Origin of the sequence: Paenibacillus sp. FSL R10-2771, from assembly GCF_038000205.1 — a bacterium.
In the GTDB taxonomy this organism is placed as follows: Bacteria; Bacillota; Bacilli; order Paenibacillales; family Paenibacillaceae; genus Paenibacillus_AQ; species Paenibacillus_AQ phytohabitans.
In genome coordinates, this window is record NZ_JBBOBM010000001.1 from 4,270,854 (window position 1) to 4,290,770 (window position 19,917).

Annotated in this window: 17 protein-coding genes; 2 read left to right on the plus strand and 15 right to left on the minus strand. The window is 53.2% G+C overall.

What is annotated here, in order from left to right; translation table 11 throughout:
- Nucleotides 1–151: 151 nt before the first annotated feature.
- Nucleotides 152–943, plus strand: a complete 792-nt coding sequence (locus NSU14_RS18650) for a helix-turn-helix transcriptional regulator (RefSeq protein ID WP_042135921.1) — start codon at nucleotides 152–154, stop codon at nucleotides 941–943.
- Nucleotides 944–1,149: 206 nt separating this feature from the next.
- Here NSU14_RS18650 and NSU14_RS18655 read toward each other — a convergent pair whose 3' ends face one another.
- The 10 genes from NSU14_RS18655 to NSU14_RS18700 form a co-directional block, all read right to left on the minus strand.
- Nucleotides 1,150–2,664 carry a glycoside hydrolase family 43 protein gene (locus NSU14_RS18655; protein WP_340946708.1) on the minus strand — a complete coding sequence of 505 codons (1,515 nt, stop codon included), beginning with the start codon at nucleotides 2,662–2,664 and terminating at the stop codon, nucleotides 1,150–1,152.
- A gap of 23 nt (nucleotides 2,665–2,687) precedes the next feature.
- Complete coding sequence (locus NSU14_RS18660) at nucleotides 2,688–4,118, minus strand: glycoside hydrolase family 43 protein (protein WP_042135917.1); 1,431 nt, start codon at nucleotides 4,116–4,118, stop codon at nucleotides 2,688–2,690.
- Between the two features lie 119 nt (nucleotides 4,119–4,237).
- A complete protein-coding gene (locus NSU14_RS18665) occupies nucleotides 4,238–4,384 on the minus strand; it encodes a hypothetical protein (RefSeq protein WP_340949046.1) in 147 nt (48 codons plus the stop codon).
- Entirely contained in the window at nucleotides 4,335–4,544 is a 210-nt protein-coding gene (locus NSU14_RS18670) for an endo-1,4-beta-xylanase (protein ID WP_336101112.1), read from the minus strand. Before NSU14_RS18670 ends, NSU14_RS18665 begins: the two co-directional genes overlap by 50 nt.
- Before the next feature lie 33 nt (nucleotides 4,545–4,577).
- Nucleotides 4,578–6,098 (minus strand): response regulator transcription factor, encoded by a 1,521-nt coding sequence (locus NSU14_RS18675; RefSeq protein WP_340946711.1) that lies wholly within the window; start codon nucleotides 6,096–6,098, stop codon nucleotides 4,578–4,580.
- The gene (locus tag NSU14_RS18680; RefSeq protein ID WP_340946712.1) at nucleotides 6,091–7,899 is read right to left on the minus strand and encodes a sensor histidine kinase; all 1,809 of its coding nucleotides are present in this window, start codon (nucleotides 7,897–7,899) and stop codon (nucleotides 6,091–6,093) included. Before NSU14_RS18680 ends, NSU14_RS18675 begins: the two co-directional genes overlap by 8 nt.
- Before the next feature lie 22 nt (nucleotides 7,900–7,921).
- Nucleotides 7,922–9,454, minus strand: coding sequence for a response regulator transcription factor (locus NSU14_RS18685; protein WP_336101115.1), 1,533 nt, complete (start codon nucleotides 9,452–9,454; stop codon nucleotides 7,922–7,924).
- A gap of 130 nt (nucleotides 9,455–9,584) precedes the next feature.
- On the minus strand, nucleotides 9,585–10,496 hold the full coding sequence (locus NSU14_RS18690; RefSeq protein ID WP_042135910.1) for a carbohydrate ABC transporter permease: 912 nt from the start codon (nucleotides 10,494–10,496) through the stop codon (nucleotides 9,585–9,587).
- 14 nt (nucleotides 10,497–10,510) lie between these two features.
- The gene (locus NSU14_RS18695; RefSeq protein ID WP_340946716.1) at nucleotides 10,511–11,497 is read right to left on the minus strand and encodes an ABC transporter permease; all 987 of its coding nucleotides are present in this window, start codon (nucleotides 11,495–11,497) and stop codon (nucleotides 10,511–10,513) included.
- Nucleotides 11,498–11,590: 93 nt separating this feature from the next.
- Nucleotides 11,591–13,273 carry an extracellular solute-binding protein gene (locus NSU14_RS18700; RefSeq protein ID WP_340946717.1) on the minus strand — a complete coding sequence of 561 codons (1,683 nt, stop codon included), beginning with the start codon at nucleotides 13,271–13,273 and terminating at the stop codon, nucleotides 11,591–11,593.
- A gap of 353 nt (nucleotides 13,274–13,626) precedes the next feature.
- On the opposite strand from NSU14_RS18700, the gene NSU14_RS18705 reads away from it, so the two are divergent.
- Nucleotides 13,627–14,364 (plus strand): hypothetical protein, encoded by a 738-nt coding sequence (locus NSU14_RS18705; RefSeq protein ID WP_340946719.1) that lies wholly within the window; start codon nucleotides 13,627–13,629, stop codon nucleotides 14,362–14,364.
- Between the two features lie 46 nt (nucleotides 14,365–14,410).
- Here the strand turns inward: NSU14_RS18705 and NSU14_RS18710 are convergent, their stop codons facing one another.
- The 5 genes from NSU14_RS18710 to NSU14_RS18730 form a co-directional block, all read right to left on the minus strand.
- A complete protein-coding gene (locus tag NSU14_RS18710; protein WP_340946721.1) occupies nucleotides 14,411–14,593 on the minus strand; it encodes a hypothetical protein in 183 nt (60 codons plus the stop codon).
- A 53-nt stretch (nucleotides 14,594–14,646) separates the two neighbouring features.
- Entirely contained in the window at nucleotides 14,647–16,893 is a 2,247-nt protein-coding gene (locus tag NSU14_RS18715; RefSeq protein ID WP_340946723.1) for a glycoside hydrolase family 95 protein, read from the minus strand.
- A 21-nt stretch (nucleotides 16,894–16,914) separates the two neighbouring features.
- Nucleotides 16,915–17,934: a zinc-binding alcohol dehydrogenase family protein gene (locus tag NSU14_RS18720; RefSeq protein ID WP_340946725.1), complete on the minus strand. Its 1,020-nt coding sequence runs from the start codon at nucleotides 17,932–17,934 to the stop codon at nucleotides 16,915–16,917.
- The gene (locus tag NSU14_RS18725; RefSeq protein ID WP_340946727.1) at nucleotides 17,934–18,893 is read right to left on the minus strand and encodes an aldo/keto reductase; all 960 of its coding nucleotides are present in this window, start codon (nucleotides 18,891–18,893) and stop codon (nucleotides 17,934–17,936) included. The genes NSU14_RS18720 and NSU14_RS18725 overlap by 1 nt, the downstream gene beginning before the upstream one ends.
- Before the next feature lie 127 nt (nucleotides 18,894–19,020).
- The gene (locus tag NSU14_RS18730; RefSeq protein WP_340946728.1) at nucleotides 19,021–19,860 is read right to left on the minus strand and encodes an amidohydrolase family protein; all 840 of its coding nucleotides are present in this window, start codon (nucleotides 19,858–19,860) and stop codon (nucleotides 19,021–19,023) included.
- Nucleotides 19,861–19,917: the final 57 nt, after the last annotated feature.

Consider the following 19,917-nt stretch of genomic DNA (forward strand, 5'->3'; position numbering starts at 1 on the left):
ATTGATAATTTCTAATAACCAGCAATACACCTTCCACTGTCATTATTCAGTTACGCTCGTGATACACACTATAAATTATAGAGATTGAGCGAATTTCTAACAATGATATTTACTGACCATTAATTGATCTATCCGAAGGAAGGAGAAGCCAATGCCCACAATACACTACGTTGAATATGACGCTGCGCATCAGCATGATTTCGTGTACAGCATTCCGGAAGGGCTGGATGCCTGGCTTCTTGTACTGACACAGACTCCGGCACTGTTTGAAGTCAATGGGGAATTGAAGGAATTCCCCGCTCATTCTGCTGTCTTGTATCCGCCTAAGCACAGCATCTATTACCGGGCCTGCTCCCGGAAGTATGTGAATGACTGGGTCCGCTTTGATGCGGATGAATCTTATATTACAGAGACCGTCTTACCGGTAGGTACTCCGTTCTCGCTGCCGGACCCCGGCTATTGTCATCAGCTGTTTCAACTGCTGACACTGGAGAACTCCTTCCAGAACGATTACCGGGAGCTATCCATTGACTACCTGTTCCGGCTCTTGTTCAATAAGCTGTCCGAGGCGTCCGAGGACAAGCTGACTCCGCAATATTATAATCTTCTGGAGCTGCGCAAGACGCTTTACAGCAACCCCGGCCACCCTTGGACCGTGTCCTCTATGGCCGGGCATCTGCATATAAGTACAGGCTACCTGCAGACCATATACAAATCCACCTTCGGCATCTCCTGCATGGAGGATGTCATTCACTGCCGGATTCGGCTGGCCAAGGAGAAGCTTGGCTATGGCCAGCACAAAATTGCGGAGATCGCCGCACTCTGCGGCTATGCGAATGTCGAGCATTTCTGCCGGCAGTTCCGGCAGCTTACCGGCTTCTCCCCCCGGGCCTACCGCGAGAAGCTTGCTTCCAAACAGGCTGAAACCCGGCAGGAAGAATAGGCAATTGTAGTTATCTCGGCAGTTTTGCTGGAGCGGGTGCGGGCTAGACGACAAGCAAATGAGAAGCATTAACCAATGCCCCTCATTTGTTGATTACGCCACTATTTGCACACCTTTACTCTGTGGCCGCCTCTGGCAGGTATTCTTAAATTGCCCCCTCCGCCTTCAGTATCCCAGGCTTCCGGGTTCGGTTTCAAGACCCGGACTTAGCCTTGTCTGCGATAACGGAAATAATCGAAATCGGCATAACCGCCGGCTGATTGGGTTGCATAATTGAACAAGCCAATCCGGTAGCCCATGAAATGATCCAGTGTATATTTCATATGCAGCGTCCCGCCAATCGCCTTCCAGACCGCCCCGTCCGCCGAATAGAAGAAATGGGCCTGGTCCACGCTATCCTCGAAATTGAAATCGATTCTTAGATATATCCTGTTGCCGGTGAATGGAATACTCTCCACCGTCTGCGGATAGCCGTCTCCGCTGTTGACGCACATATTCACGCTGAACCCGCCCTGCTTCAAGGCCGCAGCCTCGACCGTCCCGTACCCGTTCTGCAGGGCAACCATACCTGCCTTGTCGCCGGTCTGCATGCCTGAGAGATCAATCAGCGTCTCCGCGCTGCACGCCGGACCTTCGGTCCGCTGGGTCAGTGTATTACGCGCCCGCAGAATGCTGTCTGTTGTGCGTCCGGTGCGCAGACGCAGATAACCCGGCCGCTCGGTGAGCGACCATAGCCCGTTGTCGGGATTATGGTTCCACTGCCAGTTCAGCGCCAGCCGGCCGCTGGTATAATCGAACTCATCACTGATCACCAGCGGCTTCGGCTCACCCGCAGGAAGCTTCGTCCGGAACACTTTAGGTGCTTCACCGTTCTCCCCGATCACCGGCCAATCCTGCTCCCAGCTTACGGGGAGGACGCAGGGAATCCGTCCGACAGCCCCATGATCCTGGAATAGCACCGCGTACCAGTCACCGTCCGGTGTATCGACAATGCCGCCTTGCGCGACACCGTTATTCTGGTAGCCCAGATCATCATCCAGAATAACCTTCCGCTCGTAAGGACCCGGCAGCTCACGGGAACGGTAGCATAGCTGCCGTCTGCGCTGATTGCCGGTTCTCGGCCATTCAATGAAGAACAGATAATAATAGCCGTTCCGCTTATGCGCATGACAGCCTTCAATGCGCAGACCGATGTCTTCCCGTTCGCCTTCCAGCAGCAGCTGATCCGTTCCGCCGGGCTTCACAGCCGTCAGATCCGCTGTCAGCTCCTTGAGCATGATGTCCCCGTTCCCATAGATCACATAATTGCGGTTATCTTCATCCAGCAGCAGAGCCGGGTCATGATGAAGTCCCGGAATCACCGAACGCTCCCAGGGCCCATGCTCAATATCTCCGGTCCGGTAGATATAGAACTGGTCCATATCATTGGAGGAGAAGCATACATAGTAGATTCCTTCCTTATAGCGGAGAGAGGCCGCCCAAGAACCGCTGCCGTATATCCCTTGGCCGTCTTCCAGCCGGTGGGCCTCATGATCCTCGAAGGTGCCATAGACATAATTCACTATTTCCCAGTCGTACAGATTCTCTGACTTCATAATCGGACAGCCCGGCATGGAGTGCATGCTGGTGCTGACCATATAGAATACAGGGCCGACCCGGATAACATCCACATCCGGGACATCTGCCCACATTACAGGATTGGTAATGATCGCGGTATTCAATGCTTTGGCCTCCTTGAAGTTAGTTATGCTTCTGTCGTGAATTTCCAAGCTGCCAGCTTGAACAAGTCCTTGCCGCTCGCGCCTGTGAATACCAGATAGAGTGAATGTACCCCTATGGCTCCATGGACCTCCGTCTTCAGCTCCGTCCATTCTGCCCCGTTCGCCGCAGGCACGGACAGCTTGCCGGCGAGCGGGCCAGCCGGGTCATCCAGATGCAGCTCCAGTACACCGCCGGCTTCAAGGCCCAGAACCGAAACCTGGAACGCTTTTGCTCCCCGGCTCCCGAAGTCCACTCCGGATAATCCGATCCAGCCGCCGTTCTCTATATCCGTTACGATCTGCTCTCCCCCGGCAGTGAGAAATTCTGTCTTCACCCCCGCGCTCCAGCCCATTGTTGCCGCCGGAATGCGTTCATACGGGTTCAGTGTGACAAGCTGCTGCACGCCCTCATAGTCCGCATGAATCTCTTGAATGGACCCGTCCTCAAGATGAGTCAGGCGGTTAAGATGCGTGGAGCGGTAGCCGTTCGCAATCCCTTGTGCCTTGGATAAGGTCTGGGCGTGATAAGCAATATACCAGCTGTCATGAAATTCAAACACCGCATGGTGGTTGTTCCCAGAGACTCCGAAGAAATGTCCCGGGTTCTTCAGGATCGTCCGCTGATATGTCCAAGGACCCATGGGACTGTCACTCGTCATATAGGCGATCTCCCCCGCCGGAGGGCTGCCCTCTGGCCGTTCCCCGTCATAAAAGTTCGAGCAGTAAGTATAGTAGTAGACACCGTTCCGCTTATGAATCCCGGCATCCTCGAACATGAATGGCGCCGGGATCACTTCAGCAGTACCCACTACGCTGGTCATATCCTCACCCAGTCTCATCACCCGGGCTGTGCCCGGCTCTGCGAACTGTCCTTCCGGGACACCGCCTCCGAAGTAAATGTAGCCCTTGCCGTCGTCATCGACCAGAACCGCCGGGTCGAACAGCCAGGTCACATCCGCCACCCCCGGTGTGGAGCGCAGAATCAGCGCTTCCCCGATTGGGTCAACCCATGGCCCCACCGGACTGTCACTTGAGAGAACCCCAATCCCGCTGGCATTATTGGCGAAGTACAGGAAGAACTTGTCCTTGCCGCCAATCACCTTATGAACTGCTGCCGGTGCCCAGGATTGGGTAGCCCACTTCGCAGCGCCCTCCGGTCCGGCCACGGCAATCGCGCCATGATCGGTCCAGTTGACCAGGTCGGCAGAGGAGATGACGGTAATGGTATTGATACTGCTGTAAGAGTTCTCTTTCACCACACCGCTCTCATCATATTCCAGCGCGTCGTTGGTCATGTACAGGTAGACTCTGTCCCCGAATACCAGGGCATAAGGGTCGGCTCCGTATCTGTGCGCTACCAGCGGATTACCGTTAGGGGGTACCTTTCCGGTAGCCTGATTCAATTGAGTTGTCATTTAATTCCCTCCATTGTTGTTAGCGATAAGATGGTTATAACAATTAGGATTGCGAAACCGTCCAGCCAGGTATAATCATCGGCCACGCCTCAGAAGATCACCGAATCAATGGAAGCTTTTTATTCCAGCAGAAGGGCGAAGATCTCCGCATAACGCTCCTCCTGGAGCCTCAGCATTTCTAATGTTGGCGCTTTCAAGTCCGTGCGCTTATCCTGATTACGGAACATGGAGATATCCAGCTCCGTAATCAGGATTTTGAGCCCCAAAAGAGGCGTACAGCTCAAGGGCGCTGCGGATTTCTTCAATGGACGGGCCATAGATATTCCAATGGGCCTGCATGCCTATGCCGTGGACCTCCTGTGAATAACAGCATTGTTGGACAGCTATCTCTATCATAGCGAATTTGTATGCGTTTACCATTACCATACTAAATACATGGACCCTAATAAATTAATGGATCTATCCTTTATCAGACTGGGCCTGTTCACGGAATGCCACCGGCTTCAGTGCCGTCCGTTTCTCAAACTCTCTCAGGAAATGGTGATAGTGCACATAACCCACACTCTCCACAATGCTCCTGACTGTGTCGCGGGTTTCGATCAGCCGCTTCTTGGCTGCTTCTATACGCAGATTGTGAATGTACTCCAGAATGCTGATCCCATGCTTTTTGATGAAGGCCTGGCCCAGGTACACCGGATTGATATAGAAATGCTCGGCAATCTCTTTTACAGTCAAATGCCTGGAATAATGATCCCGCAAGAAGCATTCTACGCGGATAAGCGGATGCTCTGAGTTACGTTCCTTGTGCTGCCGGATATAATTCATACTTGTTGCCAGCGCGCTCTGAAGGGTGGCTTGCAGGGCTTCCAGCGATTTGGGCTCCGTTCTGAAAAAATCAAGCGAACCGATCCACTGATCGTCCGCTCCGCCGAATTCCTTCAGCAATTCCATGCTTCTCAGCATGATATCCATGCTGGTCATCTGTACAACTCCCGGATCTGTCCGGTTCTCCTTGAACACGCTGAACATTTCGTTCAGCTTCTCCTGAACCTTCTGCTCCTGCAGCCTCTCCACAGCGCTTATTATTTCCTCGAGCAACTCTGTGGCAGGGAGATTGTAGTTCACCTGGCCCTCGCCTTCAATGGCCGAATGCACCGGACCGCTTCCGTCTGAATAGAAATAGCGGCGGGCCGCAGCCCCTGCCGCTTCCCTGTAGGAGACAGGCAGCTCGCGGAGTGACTGCACACTCGGCCCGATGCTGACGGAGCCCTTCACACCGCTGCGGATCAGCCCGGCATATAGCTGCTCCGCCAGCCCGGCCGCCCCCGCCGAGCTCTCCACAACCAGTCCGGCCTGATCGCCGGGCAGGTCAATGAACAGGGCACCTGCCGGTCCGGCCAGCTCCCGGCAAAGGTCTGTAATATTGCTGCTATCGCCCTCCACATGCAGATACGTCCAGCCCGTAACGGTCTCATCCAGACGGTCCATCTGCTCGGCCGCCTCCTCTTCAGGCTCGGCCCAGTGGCCCTCAAGCATGCGCGCAATCGCCAGCGGCAGCAGCCGGCTCGCCAGCATGCTCTGCTGCATCCTCTGCTTAACGCGCAGCTCCAGCTCATCCGTAATGTCTGTAAGCACCTTATCCCATTCGGCCTCTACGACCGGCTTCAGCAGATAGTGACTTACCCCATAACGAATGGCAGTTCTTGCATATTCGAATTCGCCGTAGCCGCTGAGAACGACGAAGATCGGCTGCTCCATCTCAAGGCTGCGCACGCGCCTTATCAGCTCCAGCCCGTCAATCCCGGGCATACGGATATCTGTAATCACAAGATCGGGCGAGCTTTGTACAATCGCAGCCAGCGCTTCCTCCCCATTCTCGCAGGCTCCGCAGATTTCAAAGCCCAGCTCTTCCCAATCCGTCTGCGTCCGCAATCCCTCTAATGCGAGGGTTTCATCATCCGCGAGTACCACTTTATACATGAGATCCCTCCACTACCAGATCCAGGCTCAAGTCCTCGGGAATCCGGATGGTAATGACCGTCTGTTCATATTCGGTGCTCTCAATGCTGAACCTGGCTCTGCCGTTATAGTACAACATCAAGCGTTTATACACATTGCGAAGCCCGACATTTTGTCCGGAATCCTGCTCCGTTTCCAGATGGGACTTGATCCATTCCAGCTTCTCCTTCTCGATTCCCTTGCCATTGTCCGTCACTACGATCAGCAGGCCAGCGTTATCCCTCGCCGCGGACACGTGGATTTCCCTTGCCCATTTGACCGACTGCAGGCCATGCTTGCAGGAATTCTCCACCAAAGCCTGTATGCTCATCTTGGGAATCCGGCATTTCAGCACCTCCGGCTCAATATCCAGCACATATGAGAACCGGTTCTGAAAGCGGAACTTCTCAATCTGCAGATACATTTCGATAAAAGAGACCTCTTCCTCTACAGTAATAAGATCATCCTTCCAGCTTAGCAGCCTGCGCATAATCAGCGCCAGATTGCGGATGACATCCGTGACTTGTTCATACTTATATTTCTTGCAAATGACCAATATGGCATTCAGCGTATTGAAGAGGAAATGAGGGTCCACCTGGCTTTCCAGATATTTCAGCTCCGCCCGTACCCGTTCAAGCTCCAGGTCCTTCTTCTGAATCTCCAGCTTATAGACATCATTGATCAGATTGCGGATTTTCCCGGTCATCAGATTGAAGCTGCGGATCAGTCCGCCGATTTCATCCTTCCCCTCATACATATCAATGCTCTCGAACTGTTCATATTTGACCAGCTTCATATGCTTGTAGAGCAATCTGACCCGCAGATTATAGGACCTTATAATCACAATCATGAGCAGGGTAGGGAGAATTATAGTTAATAGAGCAAGAATCAGTGAGATCCTTAGGGCATGGACCATTTCATGATTCACCTTCCGGCCCTCCGGAGTTCCGACCAGACGCCAGCCCTTGGTGTAGGCTGCACTGCTGAGCGTACGGACAATCTGCTTGGATCGCTGATCCAGGCTTGTGTCCACATTCAGCAGAGCATTGGTGTCCAGCGAGTAGAAGGATTGACCCGATGCCAGCACGATCCGGTTCTTCTCATCCAGCAGCTTGAAATCCAGATAATCACGCTCCTTCTGGAACAGCTCCTGCACATTGTTCAGCCGCAGATCAATCCGCAAATACTTATTGTAGGGCTGGCCCGTAAAGTTATCCAGCTTGCGGATCAGGCTGACAAACACCTCCTGCTGGGGCGGATTAAGCGGGTTGGTCCCCTGATAGGAGGTCAGCAATACCTTGTCTGTGCTGCTTGATATTTTGCGGTACCATTCACTCTGCTTATCCTTGTCTGACAGAATAAAATAGCTGCTGCCATTCTGGATCGTCGGATTGGAGGTATATATGCCCATCCAGTAGATATAGGAGTGGAGATTGCTGTACTGCCGCAGCTTGTCCTTGAGAAAATCGTTATAGGCATCATAATAAGCCTCATTATCCGGGTAGGCATAATCCATCATCTCCATATAGGGCCGGTCTGCAGCCACCGTATTGCTGATCGCCACACATTCATTCACGATCTGCATCAGATCATAGACCACCCGGTCTACCGAAATCCCCAGATTCTCCCTCTCCCGTACTTCCACGTTGCGGCTGATCTGCACATAAAAAAGGGCGTTGATGCTGAGTATGGGGACGAGAACACACAGTAAGTAGATAAACAAAAACTTGTATTTGAGCGGAATATCATTGATGAAGGCAGACGGCTTCCGTTTATGCTTCATGCAGTCCCCTCCTCCCCTTGATTTAGCTCTTCTTGTATACGGTAGGCGTAACGCCGTTGAGCGCCTTGAACTTGGCAGCGAACACATCAGCGTCCGCATAGCCCACCCGGCTTGAGATATCGGAAATACCCATATCGGTCCGGCGCAGCAGCTTCTTGGCTTCTTCAATGCGGTATTCATGGAGATAGTCGTTAAAAGAGCTGCCGTAATGCTTCCTGAACCGTTGTCCCAGGTAAGCGGAATTCACATGCAGAACTTTCGCAATATCCTGCAGCTTCAGCTTCTCCTGATAATGCCTGCGGACATACTCCGTCACGGCAGACACTATCTGGTCCTCCCGCCTGCCGTCCGCAGCAGCTGCGAACCATTCTGCAGCCTCGCACAGCTCCTCCTCCGTCTGCCTCTCCAGCAGAGGCAGGCAGCTGGCCGTATACCGGGACGGAAACCATTTTTTCACCCACTGCGCATAGTCTCCCCCTCTGGCAGTAATTTCACGTAGCAGCTCAGCTTTGATATTGGCCAGAAAAGCGTCGATCCATGAGCTTGAAGCCACCTCCGCCGAGAATATCTTGAACACATCGCGGAGTTGCCCGCTCAGGTGCTCAAGCTTCCCTTCAGTGACGGATTGCAGCAGCGATCTTCTCAGCTCTGCCGGAAGCATCGCCATCTGAGTCTTATCCTGCTTCTCGAAGAAGCCGGCCGCTCCGCCCTCCGCGGCATCCGGCCTGCACAGCTCAGCAGCCAGCGCATCCTGATAAGCCGAATTCAGAGCTTCCGGTCCGTGATGCTGAAGGCTTGCCGTGAAACAGACCGGAGTGCTGTACAAGGGACGTATTTCATCCATCCAGCTTGTGAGCATGGCCGGGTCAAGCTCCGGTCCTTCCTGCGGGGACACCAGCAAATATCCATGCTTCCCGCTTCCTGCAGTGAACGGATAGACGCTCAGGCTGCACAGCGGCTCCTTGCCGCCCATGGCAGAGACCTGCTCACGCAGCTGAAGACTGTCAGGCGCTGTTCCATGGACCAGTATACAGCATATCCGCGAGGCGGGGGTGATCCCAAGGCTCTTCATCCCCTTCTGCCGCTCCTCTTCCGTGTTCTCCCGCATCAGGAGCCGGGATACCGTATCCGCCTGCATCAGAGCCGAAAGAGCCTCGCGCCGTGAGGACACCTTGCGCTCCTTATGGATTTGGTCGGTTACGATCTGCAGCGCCTCTGTCAGTTCCTTCTCATCCAGAGGCTTGGTCAAATAGTTGGATACCCCGTACTTAAGCGCCCGCTTGGCATATTCAAAGTCGGCGTAGCCGCTGAAGATAATAAACTTGGGCCGGAAATCGGTTTTGGAAGCTCTTTTTATTAGTTCAAGACCGTCAATTACCGGCATGCGCACATCAGTTATAACCAGATCAGGACGGGTGCTGTGAATCAGCTCCAGCGCGTCCTCCCCGTCCAGAGCCTCACCGCATACTTCAAAGTTTAATTTCTCCCAGTCTACCAGGAATCGCAGCCCTTCCAGCATAAGCGGCTCATCGTCGGCAAACAGTACCTTAAGCATTGGATCACCCTCTTTTTTTAAGTATTTTGAGTTCTGCAAGGCTGACCAGTATTGAACAGGAGAAACCGCTTCGGCTTCACCCGAAACGGTTATATTATCCATATTTTTCTTATATCATTCTAAATGACAATTATTCTTTCACACTTCCCAGGTTCAACCCTACCACGAAATACTTCTGCAAGAAAGGGTAGACGAACAAAATCGGGACAGCCGTAACGATCGTGATCGCGGAACGGATGGAAGCCGGTGTAACCAGGGCCTGCACCTGATTATTCTGGCCTCCCGCAAGCATGGAAGGATCATTGTTCGTGCTCATCGTGGAACCCAGCAGCTTCATCATTTCATATTGCAGTGTGCTTAGCTTAAGATCCGAGGAAGCATAGAGGAAGGTATCGAACCAGGCATTCCATGAACCTACCGCAATGAACAAAGCAACCGTTGCCAGTACAGGAGTACACAGCGGGAAGATGATTTTCCAGAAAATCCGGAAATCCCCCGCCCCGTCGATCTTCGCCGATTCGGTTAGACTGAACGGAAGACCGCGGATATAGGTCCGCATAATGATCAGGTTGAATGCGCTGACCAGACTCGGAAGGATATAGACCATGAAGCTATGCAGCAGGCCCATATTCTTGATCAGGAAGTAGTTCGGAATCAGTCCGGCATTGAAATACATGGTCAGGATGAACAGCAGGCCGATTTTTTTGCGAAAAATATATTGTGGCTGCGCCAGTGCATAAGCCAGCATAGTGGTGAGAAAAACACCGAGCAGCGTTGAGATGACCGTGCGGGATACCGAGATAAATGCGGCATGGTAGATCGTCCCTGAAACAAAGACCGCCTTGTAATTCTCCAGCGTCCACGAACGGGGCCAGAGATAGATTCCACCGGCCAGCGTGTCACTGCCGTCGTTGAACGAAACAGCCATCGTGTGGAGGAATGGATACAGGGTTACAGCAACCACAAAGAGCATGAACAGCGTGTTCAGTGTATGAAACACAACCGGCTCTATGCGGCTTGATCCTTTTGCTACAGCTTTCATAAGGGCTTCCTCCTTTAGATTAACCGCTCTTCGCCGAGACGTTTGGCAGTATAGTTGGCCATGAAGACGAGAATAACGCTGACGATGGTCTTGAAGATCCCTGCTGCCGTAGCCAGAGAATAGTTCCCCATAGAGATCCCGTACTTAATGACGAAGATGTCGATGGTCTGCGAATAGTCTATAGTAAGACCGTTGCCGAGCAGGTACTGAAGTTCAAAGCCGGCATCCAGAATATGTCCAATATTCATAATCAGCAGAATCACAAAGGTTGCTTTAATTCCCGGAAGAGTGACAAAACGCATTTTTTGCAGACGCGTAGCGCCGTCGATGGATGCTGCCTCATACAGGGAAGGGTCAATGGAGGTAATCGCGGCCAGATAGATAATCGTACCCCAGCCTACTTCTTTCCACACGTTGGAAGCCCCGACAATGCCCCAGAAATACTTGCCCTCACTGAGCCACATAATCGGATCTTTGATCAGGTGAAGCTTCATTAGAATGACATTGACAATCCCGTCATCAATCGACAGGGAGGTAGCGACAATACCCGCTGCGATAACCCAGGACAGAAAGTGCGGCAAATATGAAATTGACTGGACGATACGTTTGAAGAACTTGAGTCTAATCTCATTCAGCAGCAAAGCCAGGCCGATAGCCGTCACCGTACCGAGTACAAGATTGATGAAGCTCATGGCAACCGTGTTGCGCAACACCAGCATGAAGGTCTCATCGGAGAATAAGAATTTGAACTGCTGGAAGCCTACCCACTCCTGCTGGCCGAAGGACAGCGCCGGGCGGTAATTCTGAAAGGCCATAATCCAGCCCCAAACGGGTACATAGTTAAAAATAATTAGATAGATGGCAATCGGCACAGACATAAAAATAAGCTGTTTCTGTATCTTTAGCGTCTTCCAGCTGAGGCTCACACCGATTTCCGGATCGACTTTGCTTCTACGGGTCTTCTGTTTCTTGACCTGTTTGTCCAGTACGGCATCAGACATGTAGTATTCCCTCCTGTGTAATCGTTCTCTCCACTCCTATTTAGGAAGAGCGGGAAAGTTCATTTCCCGCTCCGTTTCAAGCCTTAGTGCCGCTTACTTGACGCTCCATTTTTCGATACGCTGCTGGATGCCTTCATTAATCCGGTCTTCGTAGGCCTTGATGTCCAGCTTGTGGATTTTGTCCACATAATCCTGCCATACACCTTCGAACTCTGCCGGACTGGCCATAATGGCTTTGGGCAGGAATTTAACCTGAAGGTCATTCAGCTTGGACTGTGCAAGCTGAGCTGGCGAACCATCCTTAAGCACGATGGAGTACGCCGGGAAGTAGATATTGTTCTCTTTGGGTTCCTTGAAGAATTCAGACCAGGATTTCTTGTTGTACGCCTTCAGAATCTTCTGGTCATAAGGCTTCAGGCTGTCGAAGAATTCCTGTGGCTGCGTACCCGGATCTGCTGCATTTCCGTCGCTGTACGTACCTTGAATTTTAGGCATATAACCGTGCATACCTGTGATTTTGTTAGCTACCTGCCAGCTTGTCTTGTCAGCGTTTGCCCGTTGTTCCGGTGTCCGGTAGAACGAACCGTCCGCATTCACTTCATAATCCTCGCCCTTGACTCCCCATTGGATCGTCTTCTGCCATTCCTCAGTGATCATCTGATCCCAGAATTTGATAATGCGCTCAGGGTCCTTGGCATTGATCGAAATGCCGAAGCCGCGGTTGGTGCCGACTGCTCCGCGGTCACGGTACCATTCCTCAGCACCCGGATAGAGCAGAGGGAAGCCGATGTACGTATCTTCGATTTTGCCCTGGGAGATCAGGGAAGTCTCACCGTCCTGAAAGTTCCAGTGCTGGTCAAACATACCGACGACCTTGCCGCTTGCGATTTTGGCCAGATACTGGTCATAGTTCTGCACGAACGCTTCCTTATCCATCAGCCCTTGAGCGTTAATCTCATTAAGCTTCTTGTAGTAATCCTTGGACATATCCTTGTCGGCAAAAATCTGCGCTACATTGTTGTCTACAATAACCGCTCCGTCATTCGGATGTCCTGACAGATGCTCAGGCGCATTCTGCAGCGGAAACACACGCCAGTCGAAGTTGAGCGATTCGAACCCGATGACATCCGGGTGTTTTTCTTTATATTTGGCAATGATATCGAAATATTCATCAAGGGTCTTAGGCGTTGGATAGCCCATTTCCTCCAGCACCTTCTTTTGCAGCCAGAAGCCTGGTCCCTGGTAAGTCGGTTCAGTAATTTTACCTTGATATACGCCATAGCTTGGCAGTACATAGATGTGTCCGTCACTCTCATCCTTGATCTGGTTCCACACATCGGCATAATGCTTCTTCAGGTTGGGCGCGTACTTCTCAATCAGATCCTCCAGCGGAATGTAAGCTTTGGCATTGATAAGCTTGTCGTCCCCTGACATGATGTCCGGATAGTCACCTCCGGCAATCATGACGCCTAGCTTCTGCTGCAGGTCGCCGACCAGGAATTCCATATTGAAGCTGACCCCGGTTTTTTCTTTCATCAGTTTGAGAATTTTGTTGTCAGGCGTAGGCTGCTGCCCGGGACCACTCATAAATACCGAGAATGTTACCGGAGCATTATCGTCTCCGGCTGCCGCCGGACTGGCGTTTCCTCCACTGGCGTTATCTTTGCTTCCGGTGTTGCTGCTGTTGTTGCCAGAACCACAGCCTGTAAGTGCCAGTGTGAGTGCTAATACACCGGCTGCCGCGGCCTTGGCTGAACGTTTTGCCGTTTTGTGCATGTTGTTATGCCTCCCCTTTTTGGCTAATCGCTTATGCTTATAAATTCTCTTGTTGACATCTCTAATTATACGTTTTCAGAATGCGCTTACAATTCATAAACTATAGTACTTCCCCCCGAAAATTCGATAAAAAGAAAACGCTTGCTTGCTGCGCGGCAACTGAATTTCCGTTCTTTAGTACAGGAGCAGCCAGCGGTTGTTGAGCCGCTCCCGGCATTTCAAATGACTTAATGCACCCGCTGGCGATTACACGGCTGCAGCTATAAATGAAGAACAAGACAGATAGTTTACACCTTTCTCTTGCCTGCGCACATCGGACGGATTGAGGGGCACTTTTGCTCCTCATTTCCTCCTTGTCGCCGACTTTCGGCGGATTGAGGGGCACTTTTGCTCCTCGTTTCTTCCTGACGCCGACTTTCGGCGGATTCAGGGGCACTTTTGCTCTTCGTTTCCTCTTGTCGCCGACTTTCGGCGGATTCAGGGGCACTTTTGCTCTTCGTTTCCTCTTGTCGCCCGCTTTCGTTCCTGAACATCGCCGACTTTCGGCGGAATTAGTGGGATTTATCCCTTTCATTTCCGCGTATCGCCCACTTTCGGCGGAATTAGAGGGATTTATCCCTTTGATTCCCGTGCATCGCCCACTTTCGGCGGAATTAGTGGGATTTATCCCTTTCATTCCCGCACATCGCCCACTTCCGGCGGAATTAGAGGGATTTATCCCTTTGATTCCCGTGCATCGCCCACTTTCGGCGGAATTAGTGGGAATTATCCCTTTCATTTCCGCACATTGCCCACTTTCGGCGGAATTAGAGGGATTTATCCCTTTGATTCCCGTGCATCGCCCACTTTCGGCGGAATTAGAGGGATTTATCCCTTTGATTCCCGTGCATCGCCCACTTTCGGCGGAATTAGTGGGAATTATCCCTTTCATTTCCGCGCATCGCCCACTTTCGGCGGAATTAGAGGGATTTATCCCTTTCATTTCCGCGTACAGCCAACTTCGGGCGGGTCTATTTTATACGCAGAATTTCCTGCATAATCACAGAAAAGGATTGGCGCAAATGCGCCAATCCCAGCACAATCTTCTATAATCATCCATTCTGACCGTATCCTGTTTCCGTAGTCTTCTATAATCAGCTACTCTGCCAGCTTCCTGTTTCCGTAGTCTTCTATAATCATCCACTCTGCCAGCTTCCTGTTTCCGCAGTCTTCTATAATCATCCACTCTGCCAGCTTCCTGTTTCCGTAGTCTTCTATAATCATCCGCTCTGCCAGCTTCCTGTTTACGCAATTTTCTATAATCATCAACTCTGCCAGCATCCAGTTTACGCAATCTTCCATAAACTTCTATCCTGGCAGCTTCCGGCTCACGCTTACCGGGTAAACGTATAAGAGCCTCCCGCTTCCCCTATGAAGAAAACGTAATCCAGGCCCGGGCCTTCGATCCGGCAAGGACCGGATACGGTACATGATACCACCGCTTCCGTAACGAGTCCATCGGCCCACGAGAAGTCGAGGGTATAGCCGCCTCTTGCCCGCAGCCCCTTCACACTGCCCTCGCTCCAGCTTGCAGGCAGCGCGGGCAGCAGTCTGATGCTATCCGTGTGACTCTGCAGCAGCATCTCGGCAATTCCCGCGGTGCCTCCGAAATTCCCGTCAATCTGGAACGGCGGATGGTTGTCGAACAGGTTAGGCAGGGTCGAATGCTCCAGCAATGCCCGTACATTCGTGTAGGCTTTGCTCTCGTCCTGTAGTCTGGCCCAGAAGTTAATGATCCAGGCCCGGCTCCAGCCGGTATGTCCGCCGCCGCTTGCGAGTCTGCGCTCCAGCGTAGTCCGGGCTGCTGCAGCCAGCTCCGGCGTATGCTCCACCGTGAATGCGTCCCCGGGGTACAAAGCAAACAGATGGGAGATATGGCGGTGTCCCGGCTCCACCTCTTCGTAATCCTCCATCCACTCCTGAATCTGGCCGTATTTCCCGATTTGCGGTCCAGGCAGCCGGTCCAGCGCAGAGCGCAGTTCTTCGCGGAATGCCTCGTCCCGGCCGATAATCTCGGCACTGCGGACGACGGCCTTGAACAAAGCTTCAATGATCTGGAAGTCCATGGAGGCTCCGGCGCACAGCACGCCCGATTCTCCGCCAGGCAGCTGATACGTATTCTCCGGCGAGACAGACGGGCAGGTAATCAGCCGGCCAGCCTCATCCTCTATCAGGTAATCCAGCAGGAACTGCGCAGCTTCCTTCATGGTATCGTACGCCTGCGCCAGATAATAACGGTCCTGGCTGAACTGGTAATGCTCCCACAGATGCAGGCATAGCCAGGCCGCACCCAGCGGCCAAAAGGACGCCGGGAGATAGGTATCCTGCGGAGCTGTATCTGCCCAGATGTCCGTATTGTGATGCGCCGTAAAGCCTCCGCAATCGTACATCACCCTAGCCGTCACCCGTCCCGGCTCCCGCATCCGTTCAATCAAATCGAACAGTGGCTCATGGCATTCGGCAAGATTACAGATTTCAGCAGGCCAGTAATTCATTTGCGCGTTGATATTGATCGTGAATTTGCTGTCCCAGGCCGGGGTGAAGCTGTCATTCCAGATTCCCTGCAGATTCGCAGGCAGAGAACCCGGACGGCTGGAGGAGATCAGCAAATAACGGCCATACTGGAAATAGGTTGTGATCAGCCCGTGATCCTCCTCCCCCTGCTGAACCCGCTTCAGCCGTTCGCCGGTCGGCAGCCCGTGTAGCTGCGGGTTCTCGGGGAGCGTCAGCGCAACCCGCCCGTACAAGCTGCGGTAATCCGCAATATGACGGGCCAGCAGCTCTTCATAGGGAACCCGGCTCAGTTCTTCAAGCTGCATCTTGGCATGCAGCGCCGGATCGGGATGGCGGAATGTGGTTCCTGCGGCAAGCAGCAGCGTAACCGAGCTTGCCCCCTCCACAAGCAAATATTCTCCGATATTGCGGCAGGTGCCGTCTTCCGTAACTGCCTTCAATACGGCAGCGAAGGAGCTGCCTCCGCGGCCGCCGCATTCTCCGCCCATCACCAGTCCGCTGTTCTGCCACTTCTCCGTCTTCTCCAGCATTCTCCAGTTCTGGCGGTTGAACCTGGCCTTCAGGGAGATTGCGTTCTTCCGGTCGGAGGTCAACCGAACCACTATGGCCTGATCCGGGAAGCTCGCAAACAGCTCACGGGTATACCGGACCCCGCCGGTTGAATAGCTCACCCGGGATACGCCGCGCTCCAAATCAAGCTCCCGTCTATAATCCGCAGCCGGCTGCTCATGCCCGCTGAACGACAGCAGCAGCTCGCCCAGCGGCAGATAATGGCGCTGCGCTTCCGGCAGTCCCGTCATCGTCATCGCGGCGAGTTCCTCCGCCTCCTTCAGCTTCCCCTCAAGGATCAGCTTGCGGAGCTTGGGCAGATGAGGCAGCGCGTCTTCGTTGTTGCGGTCACGCGGACCTCCGTACCATACGGAATCCTCATTGAGCTGCAGCTTCTCCTCGGCTGCCCTGCCGAAGATCATCGCTCCGAGCCGCCCGTTGCCGATCGGCAGCGCCTCATTCCATTCCTGCGCCGGTTCACTGTACCATAACCGCTGGCTCTGTTCCTTGCTAGTCATCGCTATTCCGCTCCTTCGTATTTAATCGAGCTCTACCAGTGCCTTAATTACCTTAGACTCCGGATTCAGCCAGCTCTCGAACTGGCCGGTCATATCTTCGAATGAGCAGCGGTGGGAAATATAGCTGTCCACCTCAATATAACCGTCAGTAATGGCCCGAATCACCTGTTCAAAATCCTCCCGGGTCGCATTTCTGCTCCCCTGCACGGTCATTTCCCGCGCATGGAAATCCGGATCACTAAAGGTTATATCTCCTTTGACCAAGCCGACATAAGTCAACGTTCCTCCATGCCCAACCAGGCCAAAAGCACCCTCCATCGAGGAGATATTGCCGGTGGAATCAATGACATATGGCAGGAAGTTGCCTTGTGTCAGCCCGGATAGCTGCTCCTTCGGTTCGCGCAAGGCGCTCACTGTATGCTCCGCCTGCGCCCAGCCCTTGCAGAATTCCAGGCGTTCATCGTTGACATCCATCGCAATCACCTGCGCACCGGCATATCTGGCCATCGCCATCACACCCAGTCCGATAGGTCCGGCTCCGATAACCAGCACTTGATCACCTGATCCCAGACCCGAACGCCGCACGGCATGCGCCCCGATAGCCAGGGGCTCCAGCATGGCCGCCTGATCCAGCGTCAGTCCGTCTGTCTTCAATAGATTGCCTACAGGCAAGCTCACCCGCTCACGCATTCCGCCGTCCAAATGAACGCCGAACACTCTCATTTTCTGACAGCAGTTCGTTGTGCCGCTCAGACAGGCCCGGCACTCTCCGCAATGCAGATAAGGAATCACACTTACCTGATCACCGGCCCGCAGCCCTTGCGGATTGTCGCCAATGCGCTCAACCGTCCCGGACAGCTCATGCCCAAGCACACGCGGATAAGTGAAATAAGGCTGATTGCCCCGGTAGGCGTGCAGGTCTGTGCCGCAGATTCCGATCCGCCGGATGCTTACAATGGCTTTTCCGTCCTGAAGCTCCGGCTCCGGCAAATCTTCCCGGTATACGAGCTTCCCGATCTCCTCACAAATAATTCCCTTCATTATAATAAATCTCCGTTCCGGCCTTGCATCACGTTCCACTCCGGCTGGCCGCTCGGCCAGGTTGCCCCGTCGATAGGCTTCAGAATGCCCCGTACCTCTGCCAGTAATTGTTCATCCATCGGCTCATCCGTCCATTTAATATTGTTGCGGATATTCTCCGGTGTCGCGGTGCTTACGAGCGTTGTCGGAATCTGTTCATTCGCTGTAGAGAACTGGACCGCCAGCTTGGCGATGTCCTCTCCGTTGTCCCGGCAATATTCAGCGGCGCGCTGACACGCGGCCTGGATCTCTGCACTCGCCGGATGCCAGTCTGGCACTTTACGGTTGCTGAGCAGGCCCATGGAGATAGGCGAGGCATTAATTAGTCCCGTGCCGCGGCTCTCCAGCAGCGGAAGGAGCTGAAGCAGTGTCGTGTCATTCAGCGAATAGTGGCAGTAGGATAGGATTACATCCAGAGCGGTCCGCGACAACACGGTCTCGAAGATAGGAAGGGGCAGGCCGGTCACGCCGGAATAACGGATTTTACCGGATTGCTTCAACTCCTCAAGCGCTGGAATTCCCTCTTCCATTACCTGTTCCAGAGAGCCGAATTCAATATCATGCAGCAGCAAAATATCCAAATAGTCCGTCCCCAGACGGCCCATACTCTCTTCGGCGCTGCGGATAATCCGCTCTCTGGAGAAATCAAACTCATCCTGGCCGTAACGTCCGGCTTTCGTACTCAGGATGTAGCGGTCCCGCGGTACAGTCTGCAGCGATTCTCCCAGAACAGTCTCCGCTTTCGTCAGGCCGTAATAGGGAGAGACGTCGATGAGGTTGATCCCCATATCAAGCGCCGTATGAACCGTGCGGATTCCTTCTTCCTTGGGAACATCCCGGAATACGCTTCCCAGCGACGATGCCCCGTAGCTTAATACGGAGACTTCCAGCCCTGTATTCCCCAGCTTTCTGTATTTCATAGCGTTCTACCTCCTGTAGTTTGATATTGCACTTAAGATTTGAACTTGTAGCATCATCGTCACTGCGGTGAACATTTGGACTTCCGGCCGCTTCTGTGCTTTTTGTTTATTTCTTTAGTGCTTCTTACTATAGTGAATTCAACTTGTAAAATCTCACAGCATTCGCTCCAAAGACCGGCTCCATCTCTTCCGGTGACAGCCGCTCCTGCAGTGCCGTGCGCAAGATCTGAAGCACCTCATCATAGGTTGCCGCCATCAGACACACGGGCCAATCGCTGCCGAACATCACCCGCTCCGGTCCGAACAGCTCCAGCACCGCATGGATATAAGCCGTGAAATCCTCCTGTGTCCAGCCCTCTGGACCGGCTTCCGTTACCATCCCGGACAGCTTGCAGCAGATACCGGGGTGCTTCGCAATCTCCGCCATCCGGCTTCGCCATGGTTCTAATTGGCCCGCTGCAATCGGGGGCTTGGCCAAATGGTCGATGACCCCTCTTAGACCCGGAACCCGATCCAGCAGCCCTATGAGCTGCGGAAGCTGATCTGCCAGAACCAGCAGGTCCACGGGGACATCCTCGTCCGCAAGAAATGTGAGCGCTTCTATATATGGACGGGTCAAAAGCAGGCCGGGGTCCTCCATCTCCTGGATCATCACGCGTAGACCGGTGAACTTCCGGTGCCTGCAAAGCTGCTGATACTGTTCCTTGAAGGAAGGACTCGCAAGGTCCAGCCAGCCAATCACACCGGCTATGGAATCCGCCTGCTCGCTGAGTCCCAGAATGTATTCCGTCTCCTCCACGGTCGGCGCAGCCTGTACCACAATCGAGTGGCTAATCCCGTGCTTGTGCAAATGCGGTTCAAGGTCAGCGGGCAGATAATCCCGGAACAGCACCGGAATATCCGGTGTAATCCATCCGTAATCGTCCCTGTCTATCTTCCAGTAATGCTGATGAGCATCAATATACATCTCAGCACCTCCATTCCACCTTATTTTAAACATCCGATAAAGGAATAAAAATAGCTT